The 22,598-nt window shown below is 60.2% G+C and carries 23 protein-coding genes; 13 read left to right on the plus strand and 10 right to left on the minus strand.

Going from position 1 to position 22,598, the window contains the following annotated elements:
* Positions 1–31: 31 nt before the first annotated feature.
* Positions 32–874 carry an AAA family ATPase gene (locus ACXHRN_RS25690; protein WP_488639094.1) on the minus strand — a complete coding sequence of 281 codons (843 nt, stop codon included), beginning with the start codon at positions 872–874 and terminating at the stop codon, positions 32–34.
* Positions 875–996: 122 nt separating this feature from the next.
* The gene (locus ACXHRN_RS25695) at positions 997–1,260 is read right to left on the minus strand and encodes a hypothetical protein (RefSeq protein WP_488639095.1); all 264 of its coding nucleotides are present in this window, start codon (positions 1,258–1,260) and stop codon (positions 997–999) included.
* Positions 1,261–1,380: 120 nt separating this feature from the next.
* On the opposite strand from ACXHRN_RS25695, the gene ACXHRN_RS25700 reads away from it, so the two are divergent.
* Together ACXHRN_RS25700 and ACXHRN_RS25705 are read left to right on the plus strand one after the other, a co-directional pair.
* Positions 1,381–2,286 carry an HpcH/HpaI aldolase/citrate lyase family protein gene (locus ACXHRN_RS25700; RefSeq protein ID WP_488639096.1) on the plus strand — a complete coding sequence of 302 codons (906 nt, stop codon included), beginning with the start codon at positions 1,381–1,383 and terminating at the stop codon, positions 2,284–2,286.
* Positions 2,283–2,489, plus strand: coding sequence for a DUF1737 domain-containing protein (locus ACXHRN_RS25705; protein WP_488639097.1), 207 nt, complete (start codon positions 2,283–2,285; stop codon positions 2,487–2,489). The genes ACXHRN_RS25700 and ACXHRN_RS25705 overlap by 4 nt, the downstream gene beginning before the upstream one ends.
* A gap of 181 nt (positions 2,490–2,670) precedes the next feature.
* Here the strand turns inward: ACXHRN_RS25705 and ACXHRN_RS25710 are convergent, their stop codons facing one another.
* The 4 genes from ACXHRN_RS25710 to ACXHRN_RS25725 form a co-directional block, all read right to left on the minus strand.
* Positions 2,671–3,219 carry a GNAT family N-acetyltransferase gene (locus tag ACXHRN_RS25710; protein WP_488639098.1) on the minus strand — a complete coding sequence of 183 codons (549 nt, stop codon included), beginning with the start codon at positions 3,217–3,219 and terminating at the stop codon, positions 2,671–2,673.
* 71 nt (positions 3,220–3,290) lie between these two features.
* Positions 3,291–4,037, minus strand: coding sequence for a Bax inhibitor-1/YccA family protein (locus ACXHRN_RS25715; protein WP_488639099.1), 747 nt, complete (start codon positions 4,035–4,037; stop codon positions 3,291–3,293).
* Positions 4,038–4,246: 209 nt separating this feature from the next.
* On the minus strand, positions 4,247–6,802 hold the full coding sequence (locus ACXHRN_RS25720; RefSeq protein ID WP_488639100.1) for an ABC transporter permease: 2,556 nt from the start codon (positions 6,800–6,802) through the stop codon (positions 4,247–4,249).
* A complete protein-coding gene (locus tag ACXHRN_RS25725) occupies positions 6,802–7,482 on the minus strand; it encodes an ABC transporter ATP-binding protein (RefSeq protein ID WP_488639101.1) in 681 nt (226 codons plus the stop codon). The genes ACXHRN_RS25720 and ACXHRN_RS25725 overlap by 1 nt, the downstream gene beginning before the upstream one ends.
* Before the next feature lie 65 nt (positions 7,483–7,547).
* On the opposite strand from ACXHRN_RS25725, the gene ACXHRN_RS25730 reads away from it, so the two are divergent.
* The 3 genes from ACXHRN_RS25730 to ACXHRN_RS25740 all read left to right on the plus strand — a co-directional run bounded on the left by ACXHRN_RS25730 (position 7,548) and on the right by ACXHRN_RS25740 (position 9,350).
* Positions 7,548–8,183, plus strand: coding sequence for an arylesterase (locus tag ACXHRN_RS25730; RefSeq protein WP_488642030.1), 636 nt, complete (start codon positions 7,548–7,550; stop codon positions 8,181–8,183).
* A gap of 88 nt (positions 8,184–8,271) precedes the next feature.
* Positions 8,272–8,847: an RNA 2',3'-cyclic phosphodiesterase gene (gene thpR, locus ACXHRN_RS25735; RefSeq protein WP_488639102.1), complete on the plus strand. Its 576-nt coding sequence runs from the start codon at positions 8,272–8,274 to the stop codon at positions 8,845–8,847.
* Between the two features lie 221 nt (positions 8,848–9,068).
* Complete coding sequence (locus tag ACXHRN_RS25740) at positions 9,069–9,350, plus strand: hypothetical protein (RefSeq protein ID WP_488639103.1); 282 nt, start codon at positions 9,069–9,071, stop codon at positions 9,348–9,350.
* Here ACXHRN_RS25740 and ACXHRN_RS25745 read toward each other — a convergent pair whose 3' ends face one another.
* Positions 9,351–9,824 (minus strand): low molecular weight protein-tyrosine-phosphatase, encoded by a 474-nt coding sequence (locus tag ACXHRN_RS25745; protein ID WP_488639104.1) that lies wholly within the window; start codon positions 9,822–9,824, stop codon positions 9,351–9,353. It lies immediately after the preceding gene.
* Positions 9,825–9,854: 30 nt separating this feature from the next.
* Here ACXHRN_RS25745 and ACXHRN_RS25750 point away from each other — a divergent pair, with 30 nt between their 5' ends.
* The 3 genes from ACXHRN_RS25750 (at position 9,855) to ACXHRN_RS25760 (ending at position 11,341) form a co-directional block, all read left to right on the plus strand.
* Complete coding sequence (locus ACXHRN_RS25750; RefSeq protein WP_488639105.1) at positions 9,855–10,157, plus strand: 4a-hydroxytetrahydrobiopterin dehydratase; 303 nt, start codon at positions 9,855–9,857, stop codon at positions 10,155–10,157.
* A gap of 53 nt (positions 10,158–10,210) precedes the next feature.
* Positions 10,211–10,591 (plus strand): YkvA family protein, encoded by a 381-nt coding sequence (locus tag ACXHRN_RS25755; protein ID WP_488639106.1) that lies wholly within the window; start codon positions 10,211–10,213, stop codon positions 10,589–10,591.
* 240 nt (positions 10,592–10,831) lie between these two features.
* Complete coding sequence (locus ACXHRN_RS25760) at positions 10,832–11,341, plus strand: invasion associated locus B family protein (RefSeq protein WP_488639107.1); 510 nt, start codon at positions 10,832–10,834, stop codon at positions 11,339–11,341.
* A gap of 63 nt (positions 11,342–11,404) precedes the next feature.
* On the opposite strand, the gene ACXHRN_RS25765 is transcribed toward ACXHRN_RS25760, so the two are convergent.
* Positions 11,405–13,759, minus strand: coding sequence for a trimethylamine N-oxide demethylase (locus tag ACXHRN_RS25765; protein WP_488639108.1), 2,355 nt, complete (start codon positions 13,757–13,759; stop codon positions 11,405–11,407).
* Positions 13,760–14,027: 268 nt separating this feature from the next.
* Between ACXHRN_RS25765 and ACXHRN_RS25770 the strand changes: the two genes are divergently transcribed.
* Entirely contained in the window at positions 14,028–15,815 is a 1,788-nt protein-coding gene (locus ACXHRN_RS25770; RefSeq protein WP_488639109.1) for a trimethylamine N-oxide permease, read from the plus strand.
* A 72-nt stretch (positions 15,816–15,887) separates the two neighbouring features.
* Here ACXHRN_RS25770 and ACXHRN_RS25775 read toward each other — a convergent pair whose 3' ends face one another.
* Positions 15,888–16,250 (minus strand): cupin domain-containing protein, encoded by a 363-nt coding sequence (locus tag ACXHRN_RS25775; RefSeq protein ID WP_488639110.1) that lies wholly within the window; start codon positions 16,248–16,250, stop codon positions 15,888–15,890.
* Positions 16,251–16,718: 468 nt separating this feature from the next.
* Between ACXHRN_RS25775 and ACXHRN_RS25780 the strand changes: the two genes are divergently transcribed.
* The 3 genes from ACXHRN_RS25780 (at position 16,719) to ACXHRN_RS25790 (ending at position 21,001) form a co-directional block, all read left to right on the plus strand.
* Positions 16,719–17,693: an ABC transporter substrate-binding protein gene (locus ACXHRN_RS25780; RefSeq protein ID WP_488639111.1), complete on the plus strand. Its 975-nt coding sequence runs from the start codon at positions 16,719–16,721 to the stop codon at positions 17,691–17,693.
* 235 nt (positions 17,694–17,928) lie between these two features.
* Positions 17,929–19,032: a quaternary amine ABC transporter ATP-binding protein gene (locus tag ACXHRN_RS25785; protein ID WP_488639112.1), complete on the plus strand. Its 1,104-nt coding sequence runs from the start codon at positions 17,929–17,931 to the stop codon at positions 19,030–19,032.
* Positions 19,013–21,001: an ABC transporter permease gene (locus ACXHRN_RS25790; RefSeq protein WP_488639113.1), complete on the plus strand. Its 1,989-nt coding sequence runs from the start codon at positions 19,013–19,015 to the stop codon at positions 20,999–21,001. The genes ACXHRN_RS25785 and ACXHRN_RS25790 overlap by 20 nt, the downstream gene beginning before the upstream one ends.
* A 6-nt stretch (positions 21,002–21,007) precedes the next feature.
* Here ACXHRN_RS25790 and ACXHRN_RS25795 read toward each other — a convergent pair whose 3' ends face one another.
* Positions 21,008–21,553, minus strand: coding sequence for a gamma-glutamylcyclotransferase (locus ACXHRN_RS25795; RefSeq protein WP_488642031.1), 546 nt, complete (start codon positions 21,551–21,553; stop codon positions 21,008–21,010).
* 39 nt (positions 21,554–21,592) lie between these two features.
* On the opposite strand from ACXHRN_RS25795, the gene ACXHRN_RS25800 reads away from it, so the two are divergent.
* Positions 21,593–22,597 (plus strand): DUF2125 domain-containing protein, encoded by a 1,005-nt coding sequence (locus ACXHRN_RS25800; protein ID WP_488639114.1) that lies wholly within the window; start codon positions 21,593–21,595, stop codon positions 22,595–22,597.
* The last annotated feature ends 1 nt before the right edge of the window (position 22,598 follow it).

Raw genomic sequence — 22,598 nt, forward strand, 5'->3', positions numbered from 1 at the left:
TTGGCGGGCGTAGGCCTCTTGGGCATACGCCCTAGCGCATCTCTCTGCGCGCCATGAATGCCAGCCGCTCGAACAGGTGAACGTCCTGCTCGTTCTTGAGCAGTGCGCCATGTAGCTTGGGCAAAGCGTTCTTGTCGCTGGCGGCAAGCGTTTCGGGCTCGACGTCATCGGCAACGAGCAGGCGGATCCAGTCGAGTGCTTCCGATGTCGATGGCTTCTTCTTCAGGCCGGGCATTTCCCTGATCTCGAAGAAACGGCTCAGCGCCTCGGACAGCAGGCGCTTCTTGATGCCTGGATAATGCACCTCGACGATTGCTGCCAGCGTATCGGCGTCGGGAAAGCGGATGTAATGGAAGAAGCAGCGGCGCAGGAATGCGTCCGGCAGCTCTTTCTCGTTGTTGGAGGTGATGATGACGATCGGCCGTACACGCGCCTCGATCGTCTCGTTGGTCTCGTAGACGTGGAACTCCATGCGGTCGAGTTCCTGCAGGAGGTCGTTGGGAAACTCGATATCGGCCTTGTCGATCTCGTCGATCAGCAGCACGACTTTCTCGTTTGCCTGAAACGCGTCCCAGAGCTTGCCCTTGCGGATATAGTTCTTGATGTCGTGGACTCTGATATCGCCGAGCTGGCTGTCGCGCAGGCGCGAGACGGCATCGTACTCATAAAGGCCCTGCTGGGCCTTGGTGGTGGATTTGACGTTCCATTCGATCAGCCGCAGGCCGAGGCTTTCCGCCACCTGCCGCGCAAGCTCCGTCTTGCCGGTACCCGGCTCGCCTTTCACCAGCAGCGGCCGTTCGAGCCGGATGGCGGCATTGACCGCGACCATCAGGTCCTTGTCGGCGATGTAGTGTTTGGTGCCGGTAAACTGCATGTCTCTATCCGTTATCTGAATTCATTCGGTCATTGGTATTTGGGGAAATTCTAGGCAACAAAAAAGGCGGAACGTGAACGTCCGCCTTCTATCCGGCCAAGGCTGAAAGCCCGGCCGATGTATCACATGTCGATGATCGTGCCCTTGCCGTCATTCCAGATGCGGAGCGCCTCGGCATGCTGCTCTGCAGTCGTGCGGCGTGGCCGCGTATAGGCGCGCACAGGCTGCGGCTGGTTGCCGGAAAGCACATTGGAAAGCCATTGGCCAAACAACAGCACCGTCACGGCGCCAGCGATCGCCAGGCCGATGGACGCTGTAAACAAGGCTGCAACTGCGACGAAGGTCAAGCCGCTGAGCGTGAGCAAGAATGAACGCAAGCTTCTCATGGTAATCACCATTCCTTTGACCATAAGATGAGGTAGTTTCCCCTCAATTGCAAGGGTCCCATGGTCTAGCCTCCGTCACATATTCTTGAACTCCGGCGGAATTCGGGCCATAAAACGACCATGACACTGAATTCCGATCCCACGTCCCTCCCTCTTCGCCGCTCTGTATTGTGCCTGCCTGCATCCAACGCGCGCGCCATCGCCAAGCTTTCGAGCCTCGAAATGGATGCCGTCATCCTCGATCTCGAGGATGCTGTGGCCGAGGAACAGAAGGAAGAGGCACGCAAGAATATCCGCGATTTTCTGGCTGCCCGTCCTTTGAAGGATCGCGAGATCGTCATCCGCATCAATGCCGCCTCGACGGCCCACTACGAGGCCGATCTGGCGCTGGTGGTGGAATGTGAGCCGGATGCGGTGCTCGTGCCCAAGGTAAATACCGCGGACGACATTCTCGACCTCTCCGGCTTCCTCGCCGACAACGACGCGCCTGAAACCTTGCGGATCTGGGCGATGATGGAAACGCCGCTCGGCATCCTCAATGCCGGCTCGATCGCCGAGACCGGCAGGACACGCGGCGGGCGGCTGGATTGCCTCGTGGTCGGGCTCAACGATCTGCGCAAGGATACCGGCGTGCTGGCTGATCCGGCGCGCACCTATCTGGTGCCCTGGCTGATGCAGGTGGTGCTGGCCGGCCGCGCCTTCGGACTTTCGGTACTGGACTCGGTGTCGAACGATTTTCGCGATCTGGCGCCGTACGAGGCCGAATGCGCGCAGGGCCGCGCAATGGGCTTTGACGGCAAGATGCTCATTCATCCTTCCCAGGTCGAGGCCGCCAACAGACTGTTCCAGCCGTCAGCCGCAGATGTTGCCGAGGCCGAGGCGATCATCAAGGCTTTCTCGAATCCCACCGCCAAGACACTCAACGCGATTGACGTAGACGGCAAGATGGTCGAGCGGCTGCACTACAATCAGGCGCTGGCGCTCGCCGCCCGCGCGGACAAGATCAAGTCAAGGACATCAGCATGAAACTCTACCGCTTCCTCACCGGCCAGGACGATTCCGCATTCTGCCACCGCGTCACGGCGGCGCTCAACAACGGCTGGTCGCTGCACGGTTCGCCGAGCTACGCCTATAATTCCCAGACCAACCTGATGATGGCGGGCCAGGCGGTCGTCAAGGAGGTCGAGGGCAAGGAATATACGCCTGATATCAAGCTCGGTGAGCAGTAGGCTATTGAGTATCGGGGTTAGTTAGAGGCGAACTCCCTCTTCTCCCCTGCGGGGAGAAGTACCGAGCGTATGCGAGGCGATGAGGGGTGCTTGCAAATGCGGCGATGCCCCTCATCCGGCCCTTCGGGCCACCTTCTCCCCGTGGGGAGAAGAGGAAAGGTTCATCTTAGCGCCCCGGCCCTCAAACCGTCTTGAGCTTCGGCTCTTCTGTCGGAATCGTGTCGGCGCCTTCGCCGAGTTCCAGCTGCATCAGAACGGTATCGACCCATTTGCCGAATTTGAAACCGCTGGCGGGCATCAGTCCTGTATGCTTGAAGCCGGCCTTTTCATGCAACGCGACCGAGGCCGGATTGGCGCCGCCGATGACGGCCACCATCTGGCGGATGCCGAGTTCGGCTGTACGGCTCAACAACGCATCCAGCAGGATGGCGCCGACGCCCAAACCCCGCGCGTCGGCGGAGACATAGATCGAGTCCTCGGCGAGATAGCGATAGGCGGGGCGGGTGCGGAAAGGCGAGGCGTAGGCATATCCCAATACGCCGCCGTTTTCATCCTCGGCGATGAGGTAGGGATAGTTCTGCGATGCGATCGTGTTGAACCGCGATGTCATCTCGGTCTCGGACGGCGCCTCGAGCTCGTAGGTGCCGATGCCATTGAGCACCGATTCCCGATAGATCTCGGTGATGATGGAAACGTCGGTGACGGCGGCATCGCGAACGCGGATCTTCATCGCTCAAATTCTCCACATAGCAAAAGGGCGGCTTGAGAGCCGCCCTTGATAGTTCAGGCTTTCGACCTGTCTTATTCGCGGTTGCCCATGAAGCGCAACAGGAAAAGGAACAGGTTGATGAAGTCCATGTACAGGGCAAGCGCGCCCATGATGGCCTTCTTGCTCATGGCTTCCACGCCGTCGCTTTCGAGGTACATTTCCTTGATCTTCTGGGTGTCCCAGGCGGTCAGGCCGGCGAAGATGAGCACGCCGATGGCCGACAGCGCGAAATCCAGCGCCGAAGATTTCAGGAAGATGTTGACGAGCGAGGCGATGATCAGGCCGAAAAGACCCATGACCAGGAACGAGCCCATGGCCGAAAGATCACGCTTGGTCGTGTAACCGTAAAGCGAAAGCGCCGCGAACGAGGCAGCGGTCACCGCAAAGGTCTTGACGATCGAGGCGTCGGTATAGACCAGGAAGATGCTCGACAGCGAAGCGCCAACCAGGCCGGCATAGATCCAGTACGTCAGCTGAGCGGCAAAGGCGCTCATCTTTTCGATCCGGAAGCTGATGAAGAACACCAACGCAAGCGGAGCGAAAAGGATGGCCCAGCGGAGCGGGCTCGTATAGATGGCGACGCCGAACGGCGTCAGCGCTTCACGGGTACCGGCCATCTCTGAAAAGGCATAGGCGACCAGTCCGGTCAGCGCCACGCCCACGGCCATAAGGTTGTAGACCTTGAGCATATAAGAGCGCAGACCCTGGTCGATCGCGGCATCGGTGCGACCGACAGCCGGATTGACGGTTCGGGTTTGGAAGTCTCTGATATCAGACATAGTTCCCTCTAAAAAGCTCCGGTTTCTCAGATTTCACGGTACCGGACCATAGGCCACCCATGGCAGTCATCGCCCGTGCGCCGCTGCGGAGCTCCAGCAAGCATGGGCTGAATATGGGGGCGCTTTCAATTTGAAGCAAGGGCCTTACCATGACAAAAGAGTCATGTTTTGCGTCTTTCGATTGAGTCGCTCTATCTTTTCCCGTTTTGCTACAGTTCGCGAAGCACCGGCGCCGCCTTCTGGCCAAGTACCGACCAGGTGCCGGCGAGCCCTGTCCCCGCTGTCACCGCCAGTGCGACCAGCAGGGTCGTCAACGCCGTCGTGGCCAGGAAAGTGAATGGCAGTTCCATGATTTCGGTGACCACATACCAGGATGCGGCCGTGGCGGCGGCGAGCGCGAAGACCGAAGCGGAGAGCCCCAGCAGCACATATTCGTAGAGATAGGCCGACATCAGCATCGTCCGCCGGGCGCCGAGCGTCTTGAGCACCACCGCGTCATGGATGCGGGCCCTGTTGCCGGCGGCAATCGCCCCAGCCAGCACCAGCACCGAGACTACCAGCGCAATCGACGAGGCGGCACGCACGCCGACCGCCATCTGGCCGATCATATCCTGCGCTGTGTTGAGCGCGTCCTTGGTGCGGATCGTGGTGATGGCGGGAAAGGCATTGGTGATAGCCTTCATCACGGCAGCCTCTTCCGATGCCGGGGCGCTGGGGCTGGTCAGCGTCGCCAGCCAGGCATGCGGCGCGCCCTTGAATGTGTTTGGCGAGAAGACCATGACGAAATTGATAGACATCGAGCGCCATTCGACCGCCCGGAAATTGGCAATTTTCGCGGTGATGTTTCGACCCAATACATTAACGGTGACGGTGTCGCCGATCTTCAGGCCCAGCTCGCGGCCTTCTTCACCCGAGAAGGACACCAGCGGCTCGCCGCCATAGTCCTTGGCCCACCATTTGCCCTCATCCAGCGAGGCATTGGCCGGCACCGTCTCCGAATAGGTGATGCCGCGATCGCCTTGCAGCACCCAGCGGGCGCTCCGCGGCACGTTGCGCTTCTGCACGTCCTCGCCGTTGAAGGCGACGATACGGCCGCGCAGCATCGGCACTTCGGCGATCCTGCCCTTGGGCGACTGCTGCTGCAACAGGGTGCGGAAGGAATCGACATCCTTGCCCTGGATATCGACGAAGAAGAAGTTCGGTGCCTTGTCGGCGAGCGAGCCGGTCAGGCTGCCGCGCAGATTGCCCTCGATAAGTGCCAGCGACGCCAGCAGCGTCAGGCCGAGACCGAGTGACAGGACCACTGCTGAGGTCAGCGAGCCCGGCCGGTGAATATTGCCGATCGCCAGCCTGAGCGCCGGTGAACGGACTTTTGGCGCCCGTCGCGCGATGGCGGAAATGCCTGCCGCGACCAGCCTGAGCACCACGAAGGCGGCGGCGGTCGCGCCCAGGAACCACGAGGCGATGAACTTGTCGGCGGAGGTGACGATCGCTAGCGCTGCGATCAGGCCGAAGGCGATGAAAGCTGCGAGGTAATAGTGCCATGGTACGATGCGCCATCCGTCATAGGATTGCGAACGGAACAGTTCGGTGGCCCGCACCAGCCGCGCCCGCCCGAGTGGCAGGATCGAGAAGGCTGCCGTTGTCAGGAGGCCGAAGGCTGCGGCAATTGCCAAAGCGCGCGGATAGATCGGGAAGCCATCCGGCACCGGCAGGAAGCCGCGCAGGAAATAGCCGGCGATGGGCGTGATGAAGATGCCGACGATCAGCCCGCCCGCTATCGCCAATGCGGCGATCGAGAGGATCTGGATGAGGTAGATCGATACGATCAGATGGCCGGGTGCGCCAAGGCTCTTGAAGGAGGCGATGACCTGACGCTTCTGGTCGAGAAATGCGGTAACCGCATTGGCGACGCCGACGCCGCCGGCGGCCAGGGCTGCGAGCCCGACCAGCGTCAGGAAGGTGGAGAAGCGTCTGATATTGTCGGTCAGCGATGGCGCGGCATTGTTGGCGGTGCGGATGGCCCAGCCGGCCTCGGGAAACTTTGCCTTTGCCTCACGGCGGATCACGCCGGGCCGGTTGGTAGGCTCGTCCAGTTTGATACGATAGTTGTTGTCGACGAGGCTGCCGATGCGCACCAGACCTGTCCTGGCGAGCGCATTTCGCGAGATCATCAGCCGTGGCGCAAAAGCAAAGCCGTCGGAGAGCTGGTCGGGTTCGCTGACCACCCGGCCACGGATTTCCAGTAGCATATCGCCGAGCAGGATACGGTCGCCCGGCTTCAGGCCGAGCCGGTCGAGCAAGGCAGGTGCGGCCAGCGCACCAAACACGCCGTCCTTTTCGGCGAGCAGCTCGCTCAGCGGCCTTTCCGGATCGGAAACGAACTTGCCGTAGAGCGGATAGGCGTCGTCGACCGCCTTGAGCTCCGTCAAGGCCTGCGCCGACTTGTCTTCGCTGCGCACCATCGAGCGGAGATTGCTGGAGACCGCGACCTTGCCGAGGCTGTCGAGATAGGCACGTTCCTCGGGCTTGGCCTCGCGCTGCTTGAGCTCGAAGCGGATGTCACCGGCAAGGATTTCCTGGCCCTTGGCATGAATCGCCTGGGTCATCGACTGGGCGACGGAGTTGACGCCGGCGATCGCGCCGGTTCCGAGCAGGATGCAGAGGATGAAGATGTAGAAGCCGCCCAGTCCACCGCGCATCTCGCGCAGCGCGAAGCGGATGGCGAGCGGCAGGCTTTGAAAAAAGGTGATCGCGTTGACCATCAGAGACCAGCGTCCACGATCTCGCCGGAGCGGATCTTGATCTGGCGGCTGCAACGGGCGGCAAGCGACGTGTCGTGGGTGACCAGCAACAGCGTCATGCCGCGCTCGGCCTGCTTGGAGAATAGCAGATCGGCGATCTGGCGGCCGGTCTCGCCATCGAGATTGCCGGTGGGTTCATCGGCGATCAACAGTTTCGGTGATGGGGCGAGGGCGCGGGCGATGGCCACGCGCTGCTGTTCGCCACCGGAAAGCTGGCCGGGATAGTGTTCGAGCCGCTCGCCGAGCCCCACGGCTTTCAACTCCGCCCTGGCGATTTCGAAAGCATCGCGGCGGCCTGCCAGTTCCAGCGGCACGGCGACGTTTTCGAGTGCCGTCATGTTGGGGATGAGATGGAAGGACTGGAAGACGATGCCGATGTTGCGGCCACGGAAGGCGGCAAGATTATCCTCGCTGGCATCGTGCAGCGCGTGGCCCGAAATGCGGATCTCGCCGGCGTCGAGCCGTTCGAGGCCTGCGAGTACCATCAGCAATGTCGACTTGCCGGACCCCGAAGGACCGGTGATGCCATTGGATGTTCCCGCACCGATACTAAGCTGCAGCTTCTTGAGGACATGGACCGCGCTCGCGCCATGACCCAGGGTGAGATCCGCATCTTTCAGCTCGATGATGGTTTCATCCATGCGGTCCGTTCCTATATTGTCGGGAGAGTTTGTTGGCCAGTGCATCGAGATTTAGGGAAGTAGCCATGAGATTTAAAGCGCTTGCGAGCACATTCCTTGCCCTCGGCCTATTCTTTTTCGCAAGCGCGAAGGGTCAGGCGCAGCCAATCAACCTCGTCGGCTTCGGTGATTCGCTGATGGCGGGCTATGAATTGCCGGCCGACCAGGCCTTTCCGGTGCGGCTGGAAAAGCTGCTGAAAGACAAGGGCCATGACGTCACGATCACCAATGCCGGCGTGTCCGGCGACACGACAGCGGATGGGCTTGCCCGCGTGGACTGGTCGATCCCGGATGGCACTCGGGGTGTGATCCTCGAGCTCGGCGCCAATGATGCGCTGCGTGGCTTGTCGCCCGAGGAAAGTCGCAGCAATCTCGATGCCATCCTCAAGCGCTTGAAAGAACGAGAGATTCCGGTATTACTGGTCGGCATCGTAGCACCTCCCAATATGGGAACCGACTATGAGGCGAAGTTCAATTCGATTTACAAGGATCTTGCCGCGAACTACTCGGCACCCCTCTATCCGTTCTTTCTGGACGGTGTCGCGATGCAGCCGAGCTTGCAACTTAAAGACGGCATGCACCCCAACGGCGATGGAACAAAGATGATGGCAGAGAAGTTCTTGCCAACAGCAGAAGCGTTTCTCAAAAGCCTCACACCATGATTAATTGTTAATGAAAGATGCAAATTGATTGCGCCGACTTCCATTCGGTGATTCGTTGAAGAAGTAGAAGCGATTCGAGGAGGCCTAAATGCCGCGATTGTTTACCGCCCTCGAAATCCCGCAGAATGCTGCAATGAGTCTGTCGTTGTTGCGGGGTGGTCTTCCGGGTGCACGCTGGATCGACAGGGAAAACTATCACATTACCCTGCGCTTCATCGGTGACGTCGATCACCGCACCGCCGACGAGGTGGTTGCCGCCTTCGACCGTGTACGCCGGCAGCAATTCGATCTCACCCTTTCCGGAACCGGATTTTTCGGCTCGAAGAAACCACACAGCATCTGGGCAGGCGTGCAGCCGACCCCGGCGCTGATGGCGCTTCAGGCCGAGCATGAGCGGATTTGCCAGCGCATCGGCCTTCCCGCCGAGCCCCGGAAATTCACGCCGCATGTGACGCTGGCCCGGCTCCGGAATGCCCGGGTCGACGACGTGGTCCACTATCTCACCGGACGCGGCAATTTCGCGGCCGGGGCGTTTACCTGCTCGCGCTTCGTGCTGATGTCGTCGCGGGATTCGGTGGGTGGCGGGCCTTACATGGTCGAGGAAGCCTATCCTCTCGACCTGCCGCTTGCGCCACGTGTCGCGCCGTTGGAACTCCGCCCTTAAAGGTAAGAGTTTCCACGTTTGGCGACAAATCCAGTACGCCTCGCCTCTCGTAAATGAGATCGAGAGCATTTGTTTGCGTGGGACAGATTATCCCGCGCTTTACAAGCTGCGATCGACATTCCATAAACGAGACGTGGTTGACTGGGACAATAGGCGCACGGAATCATTTCATGAAGAGAGCTTGGATATGCGCGTTGCTGCTGCTGGCAGGATGCGCGAAAATGCCGAAAGATATTGCACCGACTGCGGTGTCGGCGGACCCCTATATGCAGATGTCGTGTGAGGGGCTGGCGCAGGAGCGGCGAGCCAAGCAGGCCGAGCTAAAGCGCCACGAAGATGTTCAGACCGAAACGTCCAATCGCGATAAGGCCTGGATGACCATCGTCCACGTGCCGGTCGCCTCGATGAGCGGTGGCGATCTCGAGCCGCAGATTTCCCGCGTGAAGGGGCAGATCAACGCGATCAACCAGGCCTCCCAATCCAAGGCCTGCCCTGCGGCGTGATCAGGCTGGCTTGAACAGGGTTGCGAGCAATCTGTCGCAACCCGTCGCCAGCATCGCATAGACAGATTCGAAATCCTGCATGTCGCCGTAATAGGGGTCGGGAACGTCGCGCTTTTCGCCGCTGACGAAATCCATGAACAGGTGGATGTCGGCCGAGGAATCATGTGGCGCGATCTTGACGAGATCGCGCAGATTGCTGCGGTCCATCGCGAAAATCAGGTCGAATGTGTTGAAATCGCTCGACGTTACCTTCCGGCCGCGCAAACGTGAGATATCGATGCCGTGCGCCCGACCGGTATCGATCGACCGCATGTCTGGCGGATCGCCCTGGTGCCAGCCGCCGGTGCCGGCCGAGTCGGTCTCGACCTTCGACGCCAGGCCGCGCTCGTCCGCCAATTTGCGCAAAATGCCCTCGGCGAGCGGCGAACGGCAGATGTTGCCGAGACAAACAAAGAGAATCCGTCTGGAATCCATGGTAAACTGCCGCAATAATTCGGGAGAGGGATGATGAGTCGCGAGAAGCTATCCAGTAAAGACGTCGAGACGAAGCTTCAAGCGTTGAATGGCTGGTCGCTGAGTGCGGACGGGTTGGCGATCGAACGGACATTCAAGTTTTCCGGCTTCGCCCAGGCCTTTGGTTTCATGGCGGAATGTGCGCTGTTTGCCGAGAAGGCCGACCATCATCCCGAATGGAGCAACGTCTACCGCACCGTCGTTGTCAAACTCAGCACACATACGGCAAAAGGCCTGAGCCAACTCGATTTCGATCTCGCCGCCTTCATGGACACGGCCGCATCGCATCATTGAATCCGCTGCGATCATATACCATATCGGATTTGGTGTATTCTTTGAGGAAGACGATGGACGACATCAAGATCGGCGAGATCCTGCTGCCAGGTGAGGAATCCGATACTGAAAAGCGCGCGAAGAAGGTCAAGAAAGGTTTCTGGCCGGTTTTCAAGCGTGCCTTCAAGCAGTTGCCGTTTTCGCGCGACGTCGCGGCCGGTTATTACTGTGCGATGGATCCGACGACACCCAGACGGGTGCGGGCGATCCTGCTCGGGGCGCTCGCCTATTTCATCCTGCCCTTCGACGCCGTTCCCGATATCCTGGCCGTCGTCGGCTTCACCGACGATATCGCCGTGCTGGCGGCCGCACTCGCCGCCGTGCGCGCACATATCCGTCCGGATCACTATCAAAAGGCCGATGATGCGCTCGCCAGTGAAGATACATTAACTTGACGTGGAACTCCGCCAAATTCTTGCCTGATTCTTTCGATCAGAACTGGGTTTGCTTGCCCGGCCGCGAAACTTTACAAGCTTCCGGTTCGTAAGATAAATCTGATGTGCCAGTTCGAGGCAATAAAACCCCCCGGACCATCGGCGTTGACGGATTGGTAACCTGAATTAAGTCATAATGAATGGAAAAATCCAGGTTCGTCCCCATCCCCGGCCGGCCGTGAATAAAATCGGAAGGAAAACATGTTCGTGAGAAAACTGGCTGCCGCCCTCCTGGCTGTCATGGCCATTGCTTCATCCGCTGCCGCACAGGCGCCGACCCGTATCGAGCAGTTCAAGGCTTGGGGCGCGTATTTCTACCAGGGCGCCAGCGGCAAGGTCTGCTATGTGCTGACCGTTCCCGATCCCAAGCAGCTGACGCCGCCGAAGGTCGATCATGGCGACGTGTTTTTCCTGGTGACCCAGCGTCCCGGCCAGAACATCTCCTATGAACCACAGGCGATGGTCGGCTACGAGATGCAAGCGGGCTCGAAGGTCACCATCAAGGTCGACGAGAAGACCTTCACCATGTTCACCAAGGGCAAATCGGCATGGCTCGAAAATGCCGCCGAGGAACCCGCGCTGGTCAATGCCATGCGCACCGGCCACAGCATGACGATGGGCGCCGTGTCCAAGAAGGGCACCCAGACTGGTTATGTGTTCTCGCTGTCGGGAATCTCGGCTGCCCTGAAGAAGATCGAAGGCTGCCAGTAAGCGGCATTGAGCACCTATTGAAAAAGGCCGGCATTGCCGGCCTTTTTCGTATCTTCGATTGGTTCAGATTCTTGGGCGCGTCTTCTGCGGATCGTAGTGCGAGAGCGGCACGATCACAGCGGGAAGCCGCTTCTGATGCCCGTCGAGCTTGCCAATCTCGACTTCGGTGCCGACCGCGGCATGGATCGCCTCGACCCGCGCCAGCGCTATGGATTTCTTGAGGATCGGCGAGCGCGTCGCCGACGTCACGACGCCGATCTGGGCGCGGCCGATATGGATGCAATCGCCATGGCCGGCGCCTTCGCTCGATGCGATATCGAGACCGACCAGAATATGGCGCGGATTTTCCTTGCGCTTGATCAACGCGTCGCGGCCGATAAAATCGTCGCCCTTGGATTTCAGCGGCACGGTAAAGCCGATACCAGCCTCGAACGGATCGGTCTGGTCGGTGAATTCGTGGTTGGCGAAGATCAATCCCGCTTCGATGCGCAACATGTCCAGCGCCTCGAGTCCCATCGGCTTCAGCCCATGCGGTTCGCCCGCCGTCAGAACCGCATCGAGGACCGTCAGCGCATCCTTGGGATGACAGAAGATTTCGTAGCCGAGTTCGCCGGTATAGCCGGTGCGCGAGACGACGATCGGTGCGCCTTCGAAGCTGCCGATGCGGCCGACCGCGAAGCGGAACCATTCGAGCTCGGCAATCGTCGGCTGCTTGGGCGCCGTCCAGATGATCTCCTTGAGGATGTCGCGGCTTTTCGGGCCCTGCACGGCGATATTGTGCATCTGATCGGTCGACGACCGCACCCAGGCGCGATAACGCATCTTCTCGGCCTGCTGGCGCAACCAGATGCCGCTCTGGTCGTCGCCACCAATCCAGCGAAAGTTGTTATCGCCCAGACGAAACAGCGTGCCGTCGTCGATCATGCCACCGTGTTCGTAGCACATGGCGGAATAGACAACCTGGCCCGTCGAGAGTTTTCTGACGTCGCGGGTGAGGCAGTATTGCAACAAGGATTCGGCATCGGGGCCTGTGACTTCGAACTTCCGCAGCGGGGAGAGGTCAGTGACGATGGCGGCCTCGCGACAGGCCCAATATTCTTCGATCGGCCCGGTCGATGTGAAGCGATTGGCGAGCCAGTAGCCGCGATATTCGGCGAAGTCGCGGGTCATCTCGGAGAAGCGCGGATGGAACGCTGTTTCGCGCGTCAGTTCGGCGTCGGCATCTGGGGTCATTCGATAGGCTACCGCTCGTGTGAATTTCTCTTTATCCGAAAAGGTCCGGACATGGATGTCGGTCGGATTCCAGCCATTGGCGGCGTCGATGTCGTCGGGGCAGGAGGATGACACGCAGACCAGGTCGGTCACCGCCCGCATCAGCACATAGTCACCCGGCCGCGACCACGGCTCGTCGAGATAGAGCTGGTTGTTATGGTCGATATTGGTGTTGTAGAAATAGTTGATGGCTTCCCAGCCCTTGCGTGGAGCAATGCCATACGGCGCCAGGGCATGGTTGAAGTTGTCGGTGCAATTGACATGGCCAGGATAGCCCATGTCGTCATAGTAGCGCGAATTGCAGGCGGTGGCGAAGGCATCGTGCCGGCCGACCGTATCCTGCACGATCTCGACCAGCGGCTGGAAATCACGGTCGAAGGCCTTCGACGGCAGGCCCGGCGTCGGGTAGGAGCGGCCGAGCAATGTGCGGGTGATTGTTGCGTCGAGCGCAAGATCCAGACCCTTGTCGACATTGCGCGCCGCAAACGCCTGGAAGTCGGTGCACTGGCGGCCCGAAACGTCGATGATCTGGATGAATTCGCCGGCGCGCACGAAATAGGCCGAAGCATGAGCTGCGCGCACCCTGATGTCCTGAAGCGGATCGGCCATCGGCTCGGGCAGCAGCGATTCGTAGGAACGATCGACATGGCTGCGCTGGATGCGCATCTCGATCGGTGTCGCGGTGGATTGCTCGTCCGGCGCCATCGGAGTGCCCGGGGCAGCAACGATCAGTAGCCCTTCGCGTGAGATCGACAGGTCGGCACAGGTGCCTGGCAGGCTCGCTCCACCGAACAGGCGCAACGCGCCAGCGCGCGCGAGGTCGACCTTGCGGCGCTTGAGGGCCGCCAGCGTCCGTGCTGCGCTCGGATCGTCGGAGGCGAGGATCATCTTGAGGCCGTCTGCCTGTCCGGTGAAGGCTGTTCCCAGCGCCCCGGCATCGAATTGCCCCTTTGTGTCGACGAAGGTTACTTCACAGGGCTGGCAGCCCTCGAGGTCTCTGAGCGACACCTTATCGCCCGGTGCAACGCGCACCACGACAGAGCCGCCGCCCCGCACGCGATAGCGTTCCATACCGGGCACGAATGTCCGCAGACCAGGCTGCAGAACGAGACTTGGCCTGGGCGGCGAGAGAACCGTTTCCTGCATGAGGACTCCTAAGCGGGCAATTAGAGCCCTACTCCCATAAAAGCAGTGCAATAATATTTTCAAAACCGGTTGCCAATGTAAAGCCCTCTTGACCTGTATGAAAAATTATTCACTCTTAGTAACGCGCCGGCGCCGGGTGAATCGCCGATCGACAGTGGCAGAATGCCGAGAAAACTCGGGCTGTCGAGGCATCTGGAATGATGCGCCGCACAAAAAGGGGACTGCGCGTAATCCGCGCTACGAAAACTGGCTGAGGAGCCTGATATCAATGACACAAGTATTGGAAGCGGGGGCAACTCCGGCGGCGGAGAGCAGCAACCTCCACCGCGCACTCGACTGGAAAGGCGCCTTCTGGGTCGCCGCGGGCGTACCGCCGCTCGTCCTGTTCTCTATCGGCGGCATCGCCGGCACCACCGGCAAGCTTGCCTTCCTGGTCTGGATCATCTCGATGGTCATGGGCTTCCTGCAATCCTTCACCTACGCGGAAATTGCAGGCATGTTCGGCAACAAGTCGGGCGGTGCATCTGTCTATGGTGCCACGGCCTGGCTGCGCTACTCGAAATTCATCGCTCCGCTGTCGGTCTGGTGCAACTGGTTTGCCTGGTCGCCGGTTCTGTCGCTGGGTTGCGCCATTGCAGCCGGCTACATCCTCAATTCGCTTTTCCCGATCCCGCTGGCAGATTCGCAGCCAGTGCTCGACTGGATCAAGGCCAACGCCGCCTCTTTGACGGCTGACAGCCCGCGCGTAGTCGAATATATCGCCGCCCATGCCGGCACCGCGCCGGATGCGGCCATCCAAGCGCTGCTTTCGACGGATGCCGTTGCGGCACTGACGCCGGCGATCCGCAGCTGGTCGCTGTTCAGCTTCCAGATTCCCTATCTCGCCGCTGCCAATATCAACATGACCTTTGTCATCGGCGGTATCCTGATGCTGATCATCTTCGCGATCCAGCATCGCGGAATCCAGGGTACGGCGAGCGTGCAGAAGTGGCTGGCGATCATCGTGCTCGTGCCGTTGCTGCTAATCGGCATCTATCCGATCCTGACCGGCGCGATCGATTACACCAATGTCACGGGCCTCGTGCCACCGACGGCAGGCTATTCCGGTGTTGATGGGACGTGGTCGCTCGGTGGCTGGACGTTGTTCCTCGGCGGCCTCTACATCGCGGCATGGTCGACATACGGCTTCGAGACCGCAGTCTGCTACACGCGCGAACTCAAGGATCCGAAGCGGGATACGTTCAAGGCGATCTTCTATTCCGGCCTGCTCTGCTGCCTGTTCTTCTTCCTGATCCCGTTCACCTTCCAGGGCGTGCTCGGCCATGCCGGCATGCTCGCACCTGGTATCGTTGACGGTACGGGTGTCGGCGAAGCACTGGGGAACATGGTTCATGGCGGCAAGGTGGTTACACAGATCCTGGTCATCCTGATGATCATGGCGCTGTTCCTGGCGATCATGACGGCAATGGCCGGCTCCTCGCGTACCCTCTACCAGGGTTCCAAGGACGGCTGGCTGCCGAAGTACCTCGACCATACCAACGAGCATGGCGCCCCGACCCGGGCGATGTGGACCGATTTCGCCTTCAACCTCTTCCTCCTGGCGATCGCATCCGATGCCGCGGGCTACTTCTTCGTGCTCGCCGTCTCGAATGTCGGCTATATCATCTTCAACTTCCTCAACCTCAACGCCGGCTGGATCCACCGTGTGGATTCGGGTCATATCGAACGCCCGTGGAAGGCGCCGACCTGGCTGATCGGGTTGAACACCATCCTCGCCTTTGTCAACGTTCTATTCCTCGGCGCCGGCGCCAAGGTCTGGGGCTATTCGAATGCTCTGTGGGTTGGTTTCATCTTCGCAGCCCTCATTCTGCCGGTCTTCGCCTTCCGTCACTATGTCAGGGACGGTGGCAAGTTCCCGGCGGGTGCAATGGAGGATCTCGGTCTGATCGGCCAGGATCTCGGCGTCAAGAAGGCGGGCATGCTGCCCTATCTGACACTGGCGGTAGGTCTCGCCATCGTGCTCTGGGCCAACTGGTTCTTCGTCCTGCCGGGCTGAGCAGCCATCAGCTGAAATGCAAAATGCGCGGCCCAGGCCGCGCATTTCTTTTTCTGCCTATGCATGGACTGATTACTCGACCGTGACTTCCGGCCCGGCAATATGGACCGCGAGCAGACAGCCCTCGGGCGTGTAGGAGCAATGTTCCGTACCGTCCTTGAACCAGACGAGATCACCCTTCTTGAACACCGTGCCGTCGTTTTCGATCAGCTCACCGTCGAGGATCAGGAACTGTTCGTGGCCGTTGTGGCGATGTGGACGAGAGGTCATGCCCGGCGGCATGCGGTAGACGTGAAAGCCGATGCCCAGCGGCAGCTGCTGATCGAGCTGCAGAACGCTGTCGCCGAGCGCCAAGCCATCGTCATAGACGAAAGGTTTGAACGCGGCGGAATAGATATTGGCGACTTTGCGGTCTTCCGGCTTGACTGGCTGCATGTGTTTCTCCCTCATTTATTGCTGCGGTCGGCGCCCATTATCGCCAGCACATGCGAAAATACCAGCCAATTCCCGCATGCCGGGAGCGCGAAAGCGGCGCCAGAGTTTCTATCTGCATAGCAAGCAGGCAGAACAGGATTGATTGTTAAGCAACGCGCTGATCTACTATGCAGGCTGCAGCTAAAAACATGAATTCCCGCAAGAAATACCGAAAATGCCGGCTTCTGACGAGGTTTGCGCTTTGCAAATGTTACTAGCAGTGTATTAATATTCCTCGGACGAAAGAATTCGTACAGCCACCATTTATTTTATGCCTCTAGCCACAGGCAGCCACTCCGCAATCACGTCATAAGGAACCTCGAAACTTCCCACTATCCATACGTATCAGCAGAGACGGCATCCATTCGTCCATGAAAATACTTTGGGGAACAACCTCCGCAATGCAGAGTTCAAACGGGAGATTTCAGCATGCTAGTATCCGGACTGCTTTCGAAAATGAAAGTCGGGGCGCTCGCTTTTGCGGCGGTGACCTCATTTGCACCCCTTGCCTATGCCGACGCGCCTGAATCCAGCGACCCGATCAAAATCGCTCTGTTCGACTGGACCAGCGTCAATCTCAACGCCAAGATCCTCGGCGGCATCCTCGAGAAGATGGGCTACACGGTCGAGTATCCCACAGCCGACTATCTCTCCAGCTTGACGACCGGCCTGACCAATGGCGACCTGACCATCGGCATGGAATTCTGGGCGACGACGGCGGGCGAGGCGATGGCGGCATCCGACGCCACGAGCCAGACCGAAAATCTCGGACCACTTGGCCCGGCCGCCAAGGAGGAATGGTGGTTCCCTGAATATATGAAGGAAAAGTGCCCGGGCCTGCCCAATGGGGAAGCGCTGAAGGATCCGAAATGCGCCGAGGCCTTTTCGACGCCGGAAACAGCTCCGAAGGGCCGCTACCTCGGCGGACCGGTGACCTGGGAAGGCTTTGACGACGAACGGGTCGCGGCATTGAAGCTGCCGTTTACCGTCATCCATGCCGGCACGGATGCGGCGATGTTTGCCGAACTCGACTCGGCCTATCAGCGCAAGGCGCCAATCATGCTCTGGGTGTACTCGCCGCATTGGGCGCCGGCGAAATACAAGGGCGAATGGGTGCAGTTCCCGGAATATACCAAGGAATGCTACACCGATCCCAAATGGGGCTCCAACCCCGATGCCAAGTATGACTGCGGCAAGCCGCATGGCGAGATCTACAAATACTCCTGGAAGGGCATGAAGGAGAAGTGGCCGATCGCCTACAACATCGCCAAGAACTACAAGATCGACACCGACGTGCTTAACAAGATGAGCGGCGAGATCGACCTGGACGGCAAGACACCCGAGGATGTCGCCGCCGAGTGGATCGATGCCAATGAGGCAACCTGGAAGGAATGGGCGAAGTAGGTCGGGCGAGACCGGCCGAGGGGCTGCCTCTTCTCCCCTTGGGGAGAAGGTGGCGCGCAGCGCCGGATGAGGGGTTTTCACCTTGGTTAGAACTGGTTTTCACCCGGGTTGGAACCCCTCATCGCCTCGCATTCGCTCGGCACTTCTCCCCTAGGGGAGAAGAGGGAGAATGCGGCGCTCACTGCGTACCCCCTGAGCAACTGCACCGCATGTCGATTAGAGCCGAGGAAATTCCATGAATACTGTTGCCGAGGTACGTGCGATCTCGTCCTCCGACGACTTACCTGACTCGAGACCAATCAAGCTCGCCTGTCGGAAAGTCTGGAAACTCTTCGGGGCCAACGCCGGGCCTTTCATTTCGACACGTGATGGCAGGGCCAGCGCCGAAGATCTGACGCAGGCAGGGCTGGTGGGCGCGGTTCGCGGCGTTGACCTCGAAATCCGCCAGGGCGAGATTTTCATCATCATGGGCCTTTCGGGTTCGGGTAAGTCGACGCTGGTGCGCTGCATGTCGCGGCTGATCGAGCCGACCTTCGGCAAGGTGGAATTCGAGGGCAAGGACCTGCTGACCATCTCCGATGCCGAGCTGATCGAGATCCGACGGCATCGCATGGGCATGGTGTTCCAGAATTTCGCGCTGCTGCCGCATCTCAACGTGCTGGAGAACATCGCCTTTCCGCTGTCGATCCAGGGCATGGGCAGGGGAGATCGTGACAAGCGCGCCCGCGAAGTCATCGAACTCGTGGGCCTCAAGGGGCGCGAGCATTTCTACCCCCGCGAACTCTCGGGTGGCCAGCAGCAGCGCGTTGGCATTGCCCGCAGCCTCGCCACCAAGCCGGAAATCTGGTTTCTCGACGAGCCGTTTTCAGCGCTCGATCCGCTCATCCGGCGCGAGATGCAGGATCAGCTGATGCGCCTGCAGGCCGTGCTCCACAAGACCATCGTGTTCATCACCCATGATTTCGACGAGGCCATTCGGCTGGCGGACCGCGTCGCGATCATGAAGGATGGCGAAATCATCCAGATCGGCACGCCGGAGGAACTGGTCGTTCATCCGGCAACCGACTATGTCGCGGAATTCACGCGGGATGTGCAGCGAGCCAAGGTGGTCTCGGCGCGACGCCTGATGCGGGCTACCGCGGGCGGAGACTATGGCGGTTCGGTCGGACCGGATGCGCGCATCTCGAGCTTTTCGGCTGCGATCGTGGCGTCGGGCAAGCCGTTTGCCGTCGTCGATCCGTCGGGCGAAATCCTGGGCGAGGTCACCCCGGATTCGGTGATCGCTCTTTTGGCCGGACTTGGCGAAGAGGAGCCTGCGCATGGCGCTGCTCACCTCTGAGGCCGGCACATCGGAGCCGCGGCCGGCGCAGGCTTGGCTGATGGTCTGGGCACTGGCGCTGGCAGCCGTGCTGGTGCTCTTCCTGTTGCGCGACAGGTTCGCCTTTGCCGTCAACTATCCCGAAAGTGCCGTCGTGCCGCTGGCCGACTGGATCACGGCAATCATGCAATGGCTGAAGACCAACATCACCTGGCTGACGCGGCTGATCACCACCATCCTCGGCGTGCCGCTGGATTTTGCGCTCGAGCTGCTCGCCAAGAATTTCAAGATCGGCCATGGCCTGGAGGCGACGGTCATCCCGCGCCTGTCATGGCTCGGCATCGTTGCCGCCGCCTTCCTGGCTGGCCGCGCTTATGAAGGTACTAGGCTCGCCTTCATTGTCGGCGGCTGTTTTCTCTATGTGGCTTTGTTCGGCAAGTGGACGAGCGCGATGCTGACGCTGGCGCTGATTTCGATCGCCGTGCCGTTCTGCATACTCACCGGCCTGCTGCTGGGTATCTGGGCGTGGCGGCGGCCTTGGGCCAATCGGCTGATCGTATCTCCGGCGCTCGATCTTGCCCAGACGATCCCGACCTTCGCCTATCTCATCCCGATGCTGCTACTGTTCGGCAACAGCCCGGTTTCCGCGATGATCGCCACGGCAATTTTCGCGACGCCGCCAATGGTGCGCGCCACGATCCTCGGCCTGCAACGTGTGCCCCCTGAAATCGTTGATTTCAGCGACATGGCGGGCTGTACAAGGCGCCAGAAGCTTTGGCGGGTGCTGATCCCGTCGGCCCGGCCGACATTGATGATCGGCGTCAACCAGGTGATCATGCTGGCGCTCAACATGGTGATCATCGCCTCGATGATCGGCGCCGGCGGGCTTGGCTATGACGTGCTGCTGGCGCTTCGGGCGCTGAAAGTAGGCGAGGCGATGGAGGCCGGGCTGGCAATCGTGGCGCTGGCGATTGCACTCGACCGATTGAGCCAGGCGATGGCGGTGAAGCAGACGCATGCCGATGCGCCGGACGACGCGGCCAAGCCATTCTGGAAGCGCTATCCCAATCTCACGCTGGCAATCGCCATCCTCCTCCTCACTACTGCTCTCAGCCTCACCGTGCCGGCGCTGGTGCAACTGCCAAAATCGCTGACGCTGTCGACGGCGCCGCTCTGGAAGGCGTCGCTCAACTGGGTGACGGTCAACCTCTTCGATGTCATCGAGGTCTTTCGCGTCACGCTGATCCTCTATGTGCTCAATCCCGTGCGTGCCTTTTGCGAAGGGTTTCCGTGGCTCGGCGCCGTGCTGCTGCTTGGGCTGGCTGGCTACCAGCTGGGCGGCCCGCGTCTGGCCGTAACCGTCGCGCTGTTGACGACGTTCTGCGCTGTCACCGGGCTTTGGGAAAAGACCATGTCGACGGTCTATCTCTGCGGTATCTCGGCGGTGATCGCCTGCCTGATCGGCATCCCGATCGGCCTGATGGCCTCGCGGAGCGACCGGTTCGAGCGCATCATCACACCGGTCATCGACACGCTGCAGGTCATGCCATCCTTCTGCTTCATCATTCCAGTGGTGATGCTGTTCCGGGTCGGCGATGTGACCGCCATGATCGCCACGGTCGCCTTCGCCATCGTGCCGGCCATCCGCTACACCAATCATGGCATACGCCAGGTTCCGCCTTCGCTGATCGAAGCAGCTGTTGTCTCGGGCTGCACGAAGCGGCAGATGTTCTGGCGGGTGCAATTGCCGCTGGCGCTGCCCGAGATCATGCTAGGCATCAACCAGACGATCCTGATGGCGCTGGCGATGATCATCATCTGCGCCATGATCGGCACTCGCGATCTTGGGCAGGAAGTATTTATCGCCTTGTCAAAGGCCGATTCGGGGCGAGGCATCGTCGCCGGCCTCGCCATCGCATTCATTGGAATCATCGCCGACCGGCTGTTCAACGCCATGAGCGCCCGCAGCCGCAGTCGTCTGGTGGCCTAGAGAAATCTAGATCGCGTCCTGATAGGCCGGCATCTTGTCCGCCACGGCTTCGAGCCAGTTGTCGCGAATGCCGAGTTCGCGCAGGTGGGCCAGCGTGTTGGCGACATAATCGGAATTCTTGCCGGATTTGCCCACGGAGGTCGCGACTGTCCTGGCTGCTGTGTCGATCGTCAGGCCGGCGGCATATTGGACGTGGTTTCGGTCGGCGACATAGGTGATCGCCACCGCTCGCCTGCCGTCCTCGATGTGCACCGGCAGGCAGCGTTCGAGATAGACATTGGTGACCAGTTCGCGCTCGCGGAGATAGGCGACGACATCGTCGCGGTTGTCGGGATGGATGCGGAAGGCCGCTCCCTTGCAGGCGCCGCCACGGTCGAGGCCGAGCACCAGTCCCGGCGCATCCTGTGTTCCGCGATGTACCCAGGAATGGATGCAAAGCGCCCGCCGATAGCCCCTGAGCACCGCGAGCCGCCGCTCTTCGAATTCGAAGCCGGGATGCCACATGAGCGAGCCATAGCCAAACACCCAAAATTCGTCCATATCCGCAGGCATTGGCATAGAGAAATTGATTCCGCTCGTAAGGAGTAACGCATGGCTGCATCCGATATTGCCGGGCCTTCGCCAGCCTCGCGGAAGATCCGGCGGCTTGGCATCACGGTGGCAGTCATCGTTGTTCTTTATTCCGCCGGCTGGTTCTTCGTTGCAAGCAAAATCGAAACCTATCTCGACGGGATGGTCAACCACACCGGGCCGGGCGGGCTGAATGTCCAGTGCGACAAACCCACCACATCGGGTTTTCCTTTCCTGATCGGATTTTCCTGCGACCGAACGGCGATCAGCGACAAGAACAACGGCAATATGCTGATGGCCGGCGCTCTGAACGTCGCCGCCCGCATCTATAATCCCGGCACGGCGGTGGTCGAGCTCAAGGGTCCGGCCAATGTCGCGCTGGAAAACGGCGGTACGATCGAGGGCCAATGGGACCAGCTCAGGGCGTCTTTCCAGGCGAATTTCTCCGGCCTCTCGACATTTTCGAGTGACGGCAAGGCGCTGAACATCAAGGTGAATTCGCCGGAACTCGTGGACGCCCTGACCTTCGCCGCCAAGGATGGACAGCTGCATCTGCGCAACAACGCTGGCGATCTGGACGCCGCCGTGAGTGCTGCGGATTTCTCGCTCACCGATAGCTCGAATACGCGGCTGCTGCCGTTGTTGTCGACAAGCGTAGAGCTTACTTTGGCTGGCAAAGGCGCTGTGCTCGAAGGTATGCTCTTTGGGTCGAAGGCGATGAAGGGCAAGCTCACCAGCTTCAAGATCGAGACTTCAGACGGTATCTATGGAGAGATGTCGGGTCCGTTTACCGTCGATGACGAGGGCTACATCTCGGGCACGTTCAAGACCAAGCTGGAAAAGCTCGATCTCTGGGAAGACAGGCTGCGCGGCATTTTCCCCGAGGCGGGCGACACGATTTCAGCCGTGGCGATCCTGCTCAAGGGACTTGCCAAGGGCAAGGATGAGGTGACTGTCAAGCTCAAGGTCAATGATGGCAACATCTCGCTCAGCCTGCTGCCGCTCGGAAAAATTCCGCCAATTTGAA

Source organism: Shinella sp. OV683 (genome assembly GCF_057787725.1).

Bases quoted from the DNA above. Each gene is read 5' to 3' on its own strand.
- ACXHRN_RS25690 (WP_488639094.1), bottom strand. From the start codon at position 874: ATGCAGTTTACCGGCACCAAACACTACATCGCCGACAAGGACCTGATG.
- ACXHRN_RS25695 (WP_488639095.1), bottom strand. From the start codon at position 1,260: ATGAGAAGCTTGCGTTCATTCTTGCTCACGCTCAGCGGCTTGACCTTC.
- ACXHRN_RS25700 (WP_488639096.1), top strand. From the start codon at position 1,381: ATGACACTGAATTCCGATCCCACGTCCCTCCCTCTTCGCCGCTCTGTA.
- ACXHRN_RS25705 (WP_488639097.1), top strand. From the start codon at position 2,283: ATGAAACTCTACCGCTTCCTCACCGGCCAGGACGATTCCGCATTCTGC.
- ACXHRN_RS25710 (WP_488639098.1), bottom strand. From the start codon at position 3,219: ATGAAGATCCGCGTTCGCGATGCCGCCGTCACCGACGTTTCCATCATC.
- ACXHRN_RS25715 (WP_488639099.1), bottom strand. From the start codon at position 4,037: ATGTCTGATATCAGAGACTTCCAAACCCGAACCGTCAATCCGGCTGTC.
- ACXHRN_RS25720 (WP_488639100.1), bottom strand. From the start codon at position 6,802: ATGGTCAACGCGATCACCTTTTTTCAAAGCCTGCCGCTCGCCATCCGC.
- ACXHRN_RS25725 (WP_488639101.1), bottom strand. From the start codon at position 7,482: ATGGATGAAACCATCATCGAGCTGAAAGATGCGGATCTCACCCTGGGT.
- ACXHRN_RS25730 (WP_488642030.1), top strand. From the start codon at position 7,548: ATGAGATTTAAAGCGCTTGCGAGCACATTCCTTGCCCTCGGCCTATTC.
- thpR (WP_488639102.1), top strand. From the start codon at position 8,272: ATGCCGCGATTGTTTACCGCCCTCGAAATCCCGCAGAATGCTGCAATG.
- ACXHRN_RS25740 (WP_488639103.1), top strand. From the start codon at position 9,069: ATGCCGAAAGATATTGCACCGACTGCGGTGTCGGCGGACCCCTATATG.
- ACXHRN_RS25745 (WP_488639104.1), bottom strand. From the start codon at position 9,824: ATGGATTCCAGACGGATTCTCTTTGTTTGTCTCGGCAACATCTGCCGT.
- ACXHRN_RS25750 (WP_488639105.1), top strand. From the start codon at position 9,855: ATGATGAGTCGCGAGAAGCTATCCAGTAAAGACGTCGAGACGAAGCTT.
- ACXHRN_RS25755 (WP_488639106.1), top strand. From the start codon at position 10,211: ATGGACGACATCAAGATCGGCGAGATCCTGCTGCCAGGTGAGGAATCC.
- ACXHRN_RS25760 (WP_488639107.1), top strand. From the start codon at position 10,832: ATGTTCGTGAGAAAACTGGCTGCCGCCCTCCTGGCTGTCATGGCCATT.
- ACXHRN_RS25765 (WP_488639108.1), bottom strand. From the start codon at position 13,759: ATGCAGGAAACGGTTCTCTCGCCGCCCAGGCCAAGTCTCGTTCTGCAG.
- ACXHRN_RS25770 (WP_488639109.1), top strand. From the start codon at position 14,028: ATGACACAAGTATTGGAAGCGGGGGCAACTCCGGCGGCGGAGAGCAGC.
- ACXHRN_RS25775 (WP_488639110.1), bottom strand. From the start codon at position 16,250: ATGCAGCCAGTCAAGCCGGAAGACCGCAAAGTCGCCAATATCTATTCC.
- ACXHRN_RS25780 (WP_488639111.1), top strand. From the start codon at position 16,719: ATGCTAGTATCCGGACTGCTTTCGAAAATGAAAGTCGGGGCGCTCGCT.
- ACXHRN_RS25785 (WP_488639112.1), top strand. From the start codon at position 17,929: ATGAATACTGTTGCCGAGGTACGTGCGATCTCGTCCTCCGACGACTTA.
- ACXHRN_RS25790 (WP_488639113.1), top strand. From the start codon at position 19,013: ATGGCGCTGCTCACCTCTGAGGCCGGCACATCGGAGCCGCGGCCGGCG.
- ACXHRN_RS25795 (WP_488642031.1), bottom strand. From the start codon at position 21,553: ATGCCTGCGGATATGGACGAATTTTGGGTGTTTGGCTATGGCTCGCTC.
- ACXHRN_RS25800 (WP_488639114.1), top strand. From the start codon at position 21,593: ATGGCTGCATCCGATATTGCCGGGCCTTCGCCAGCCTCGCGGAAGATC.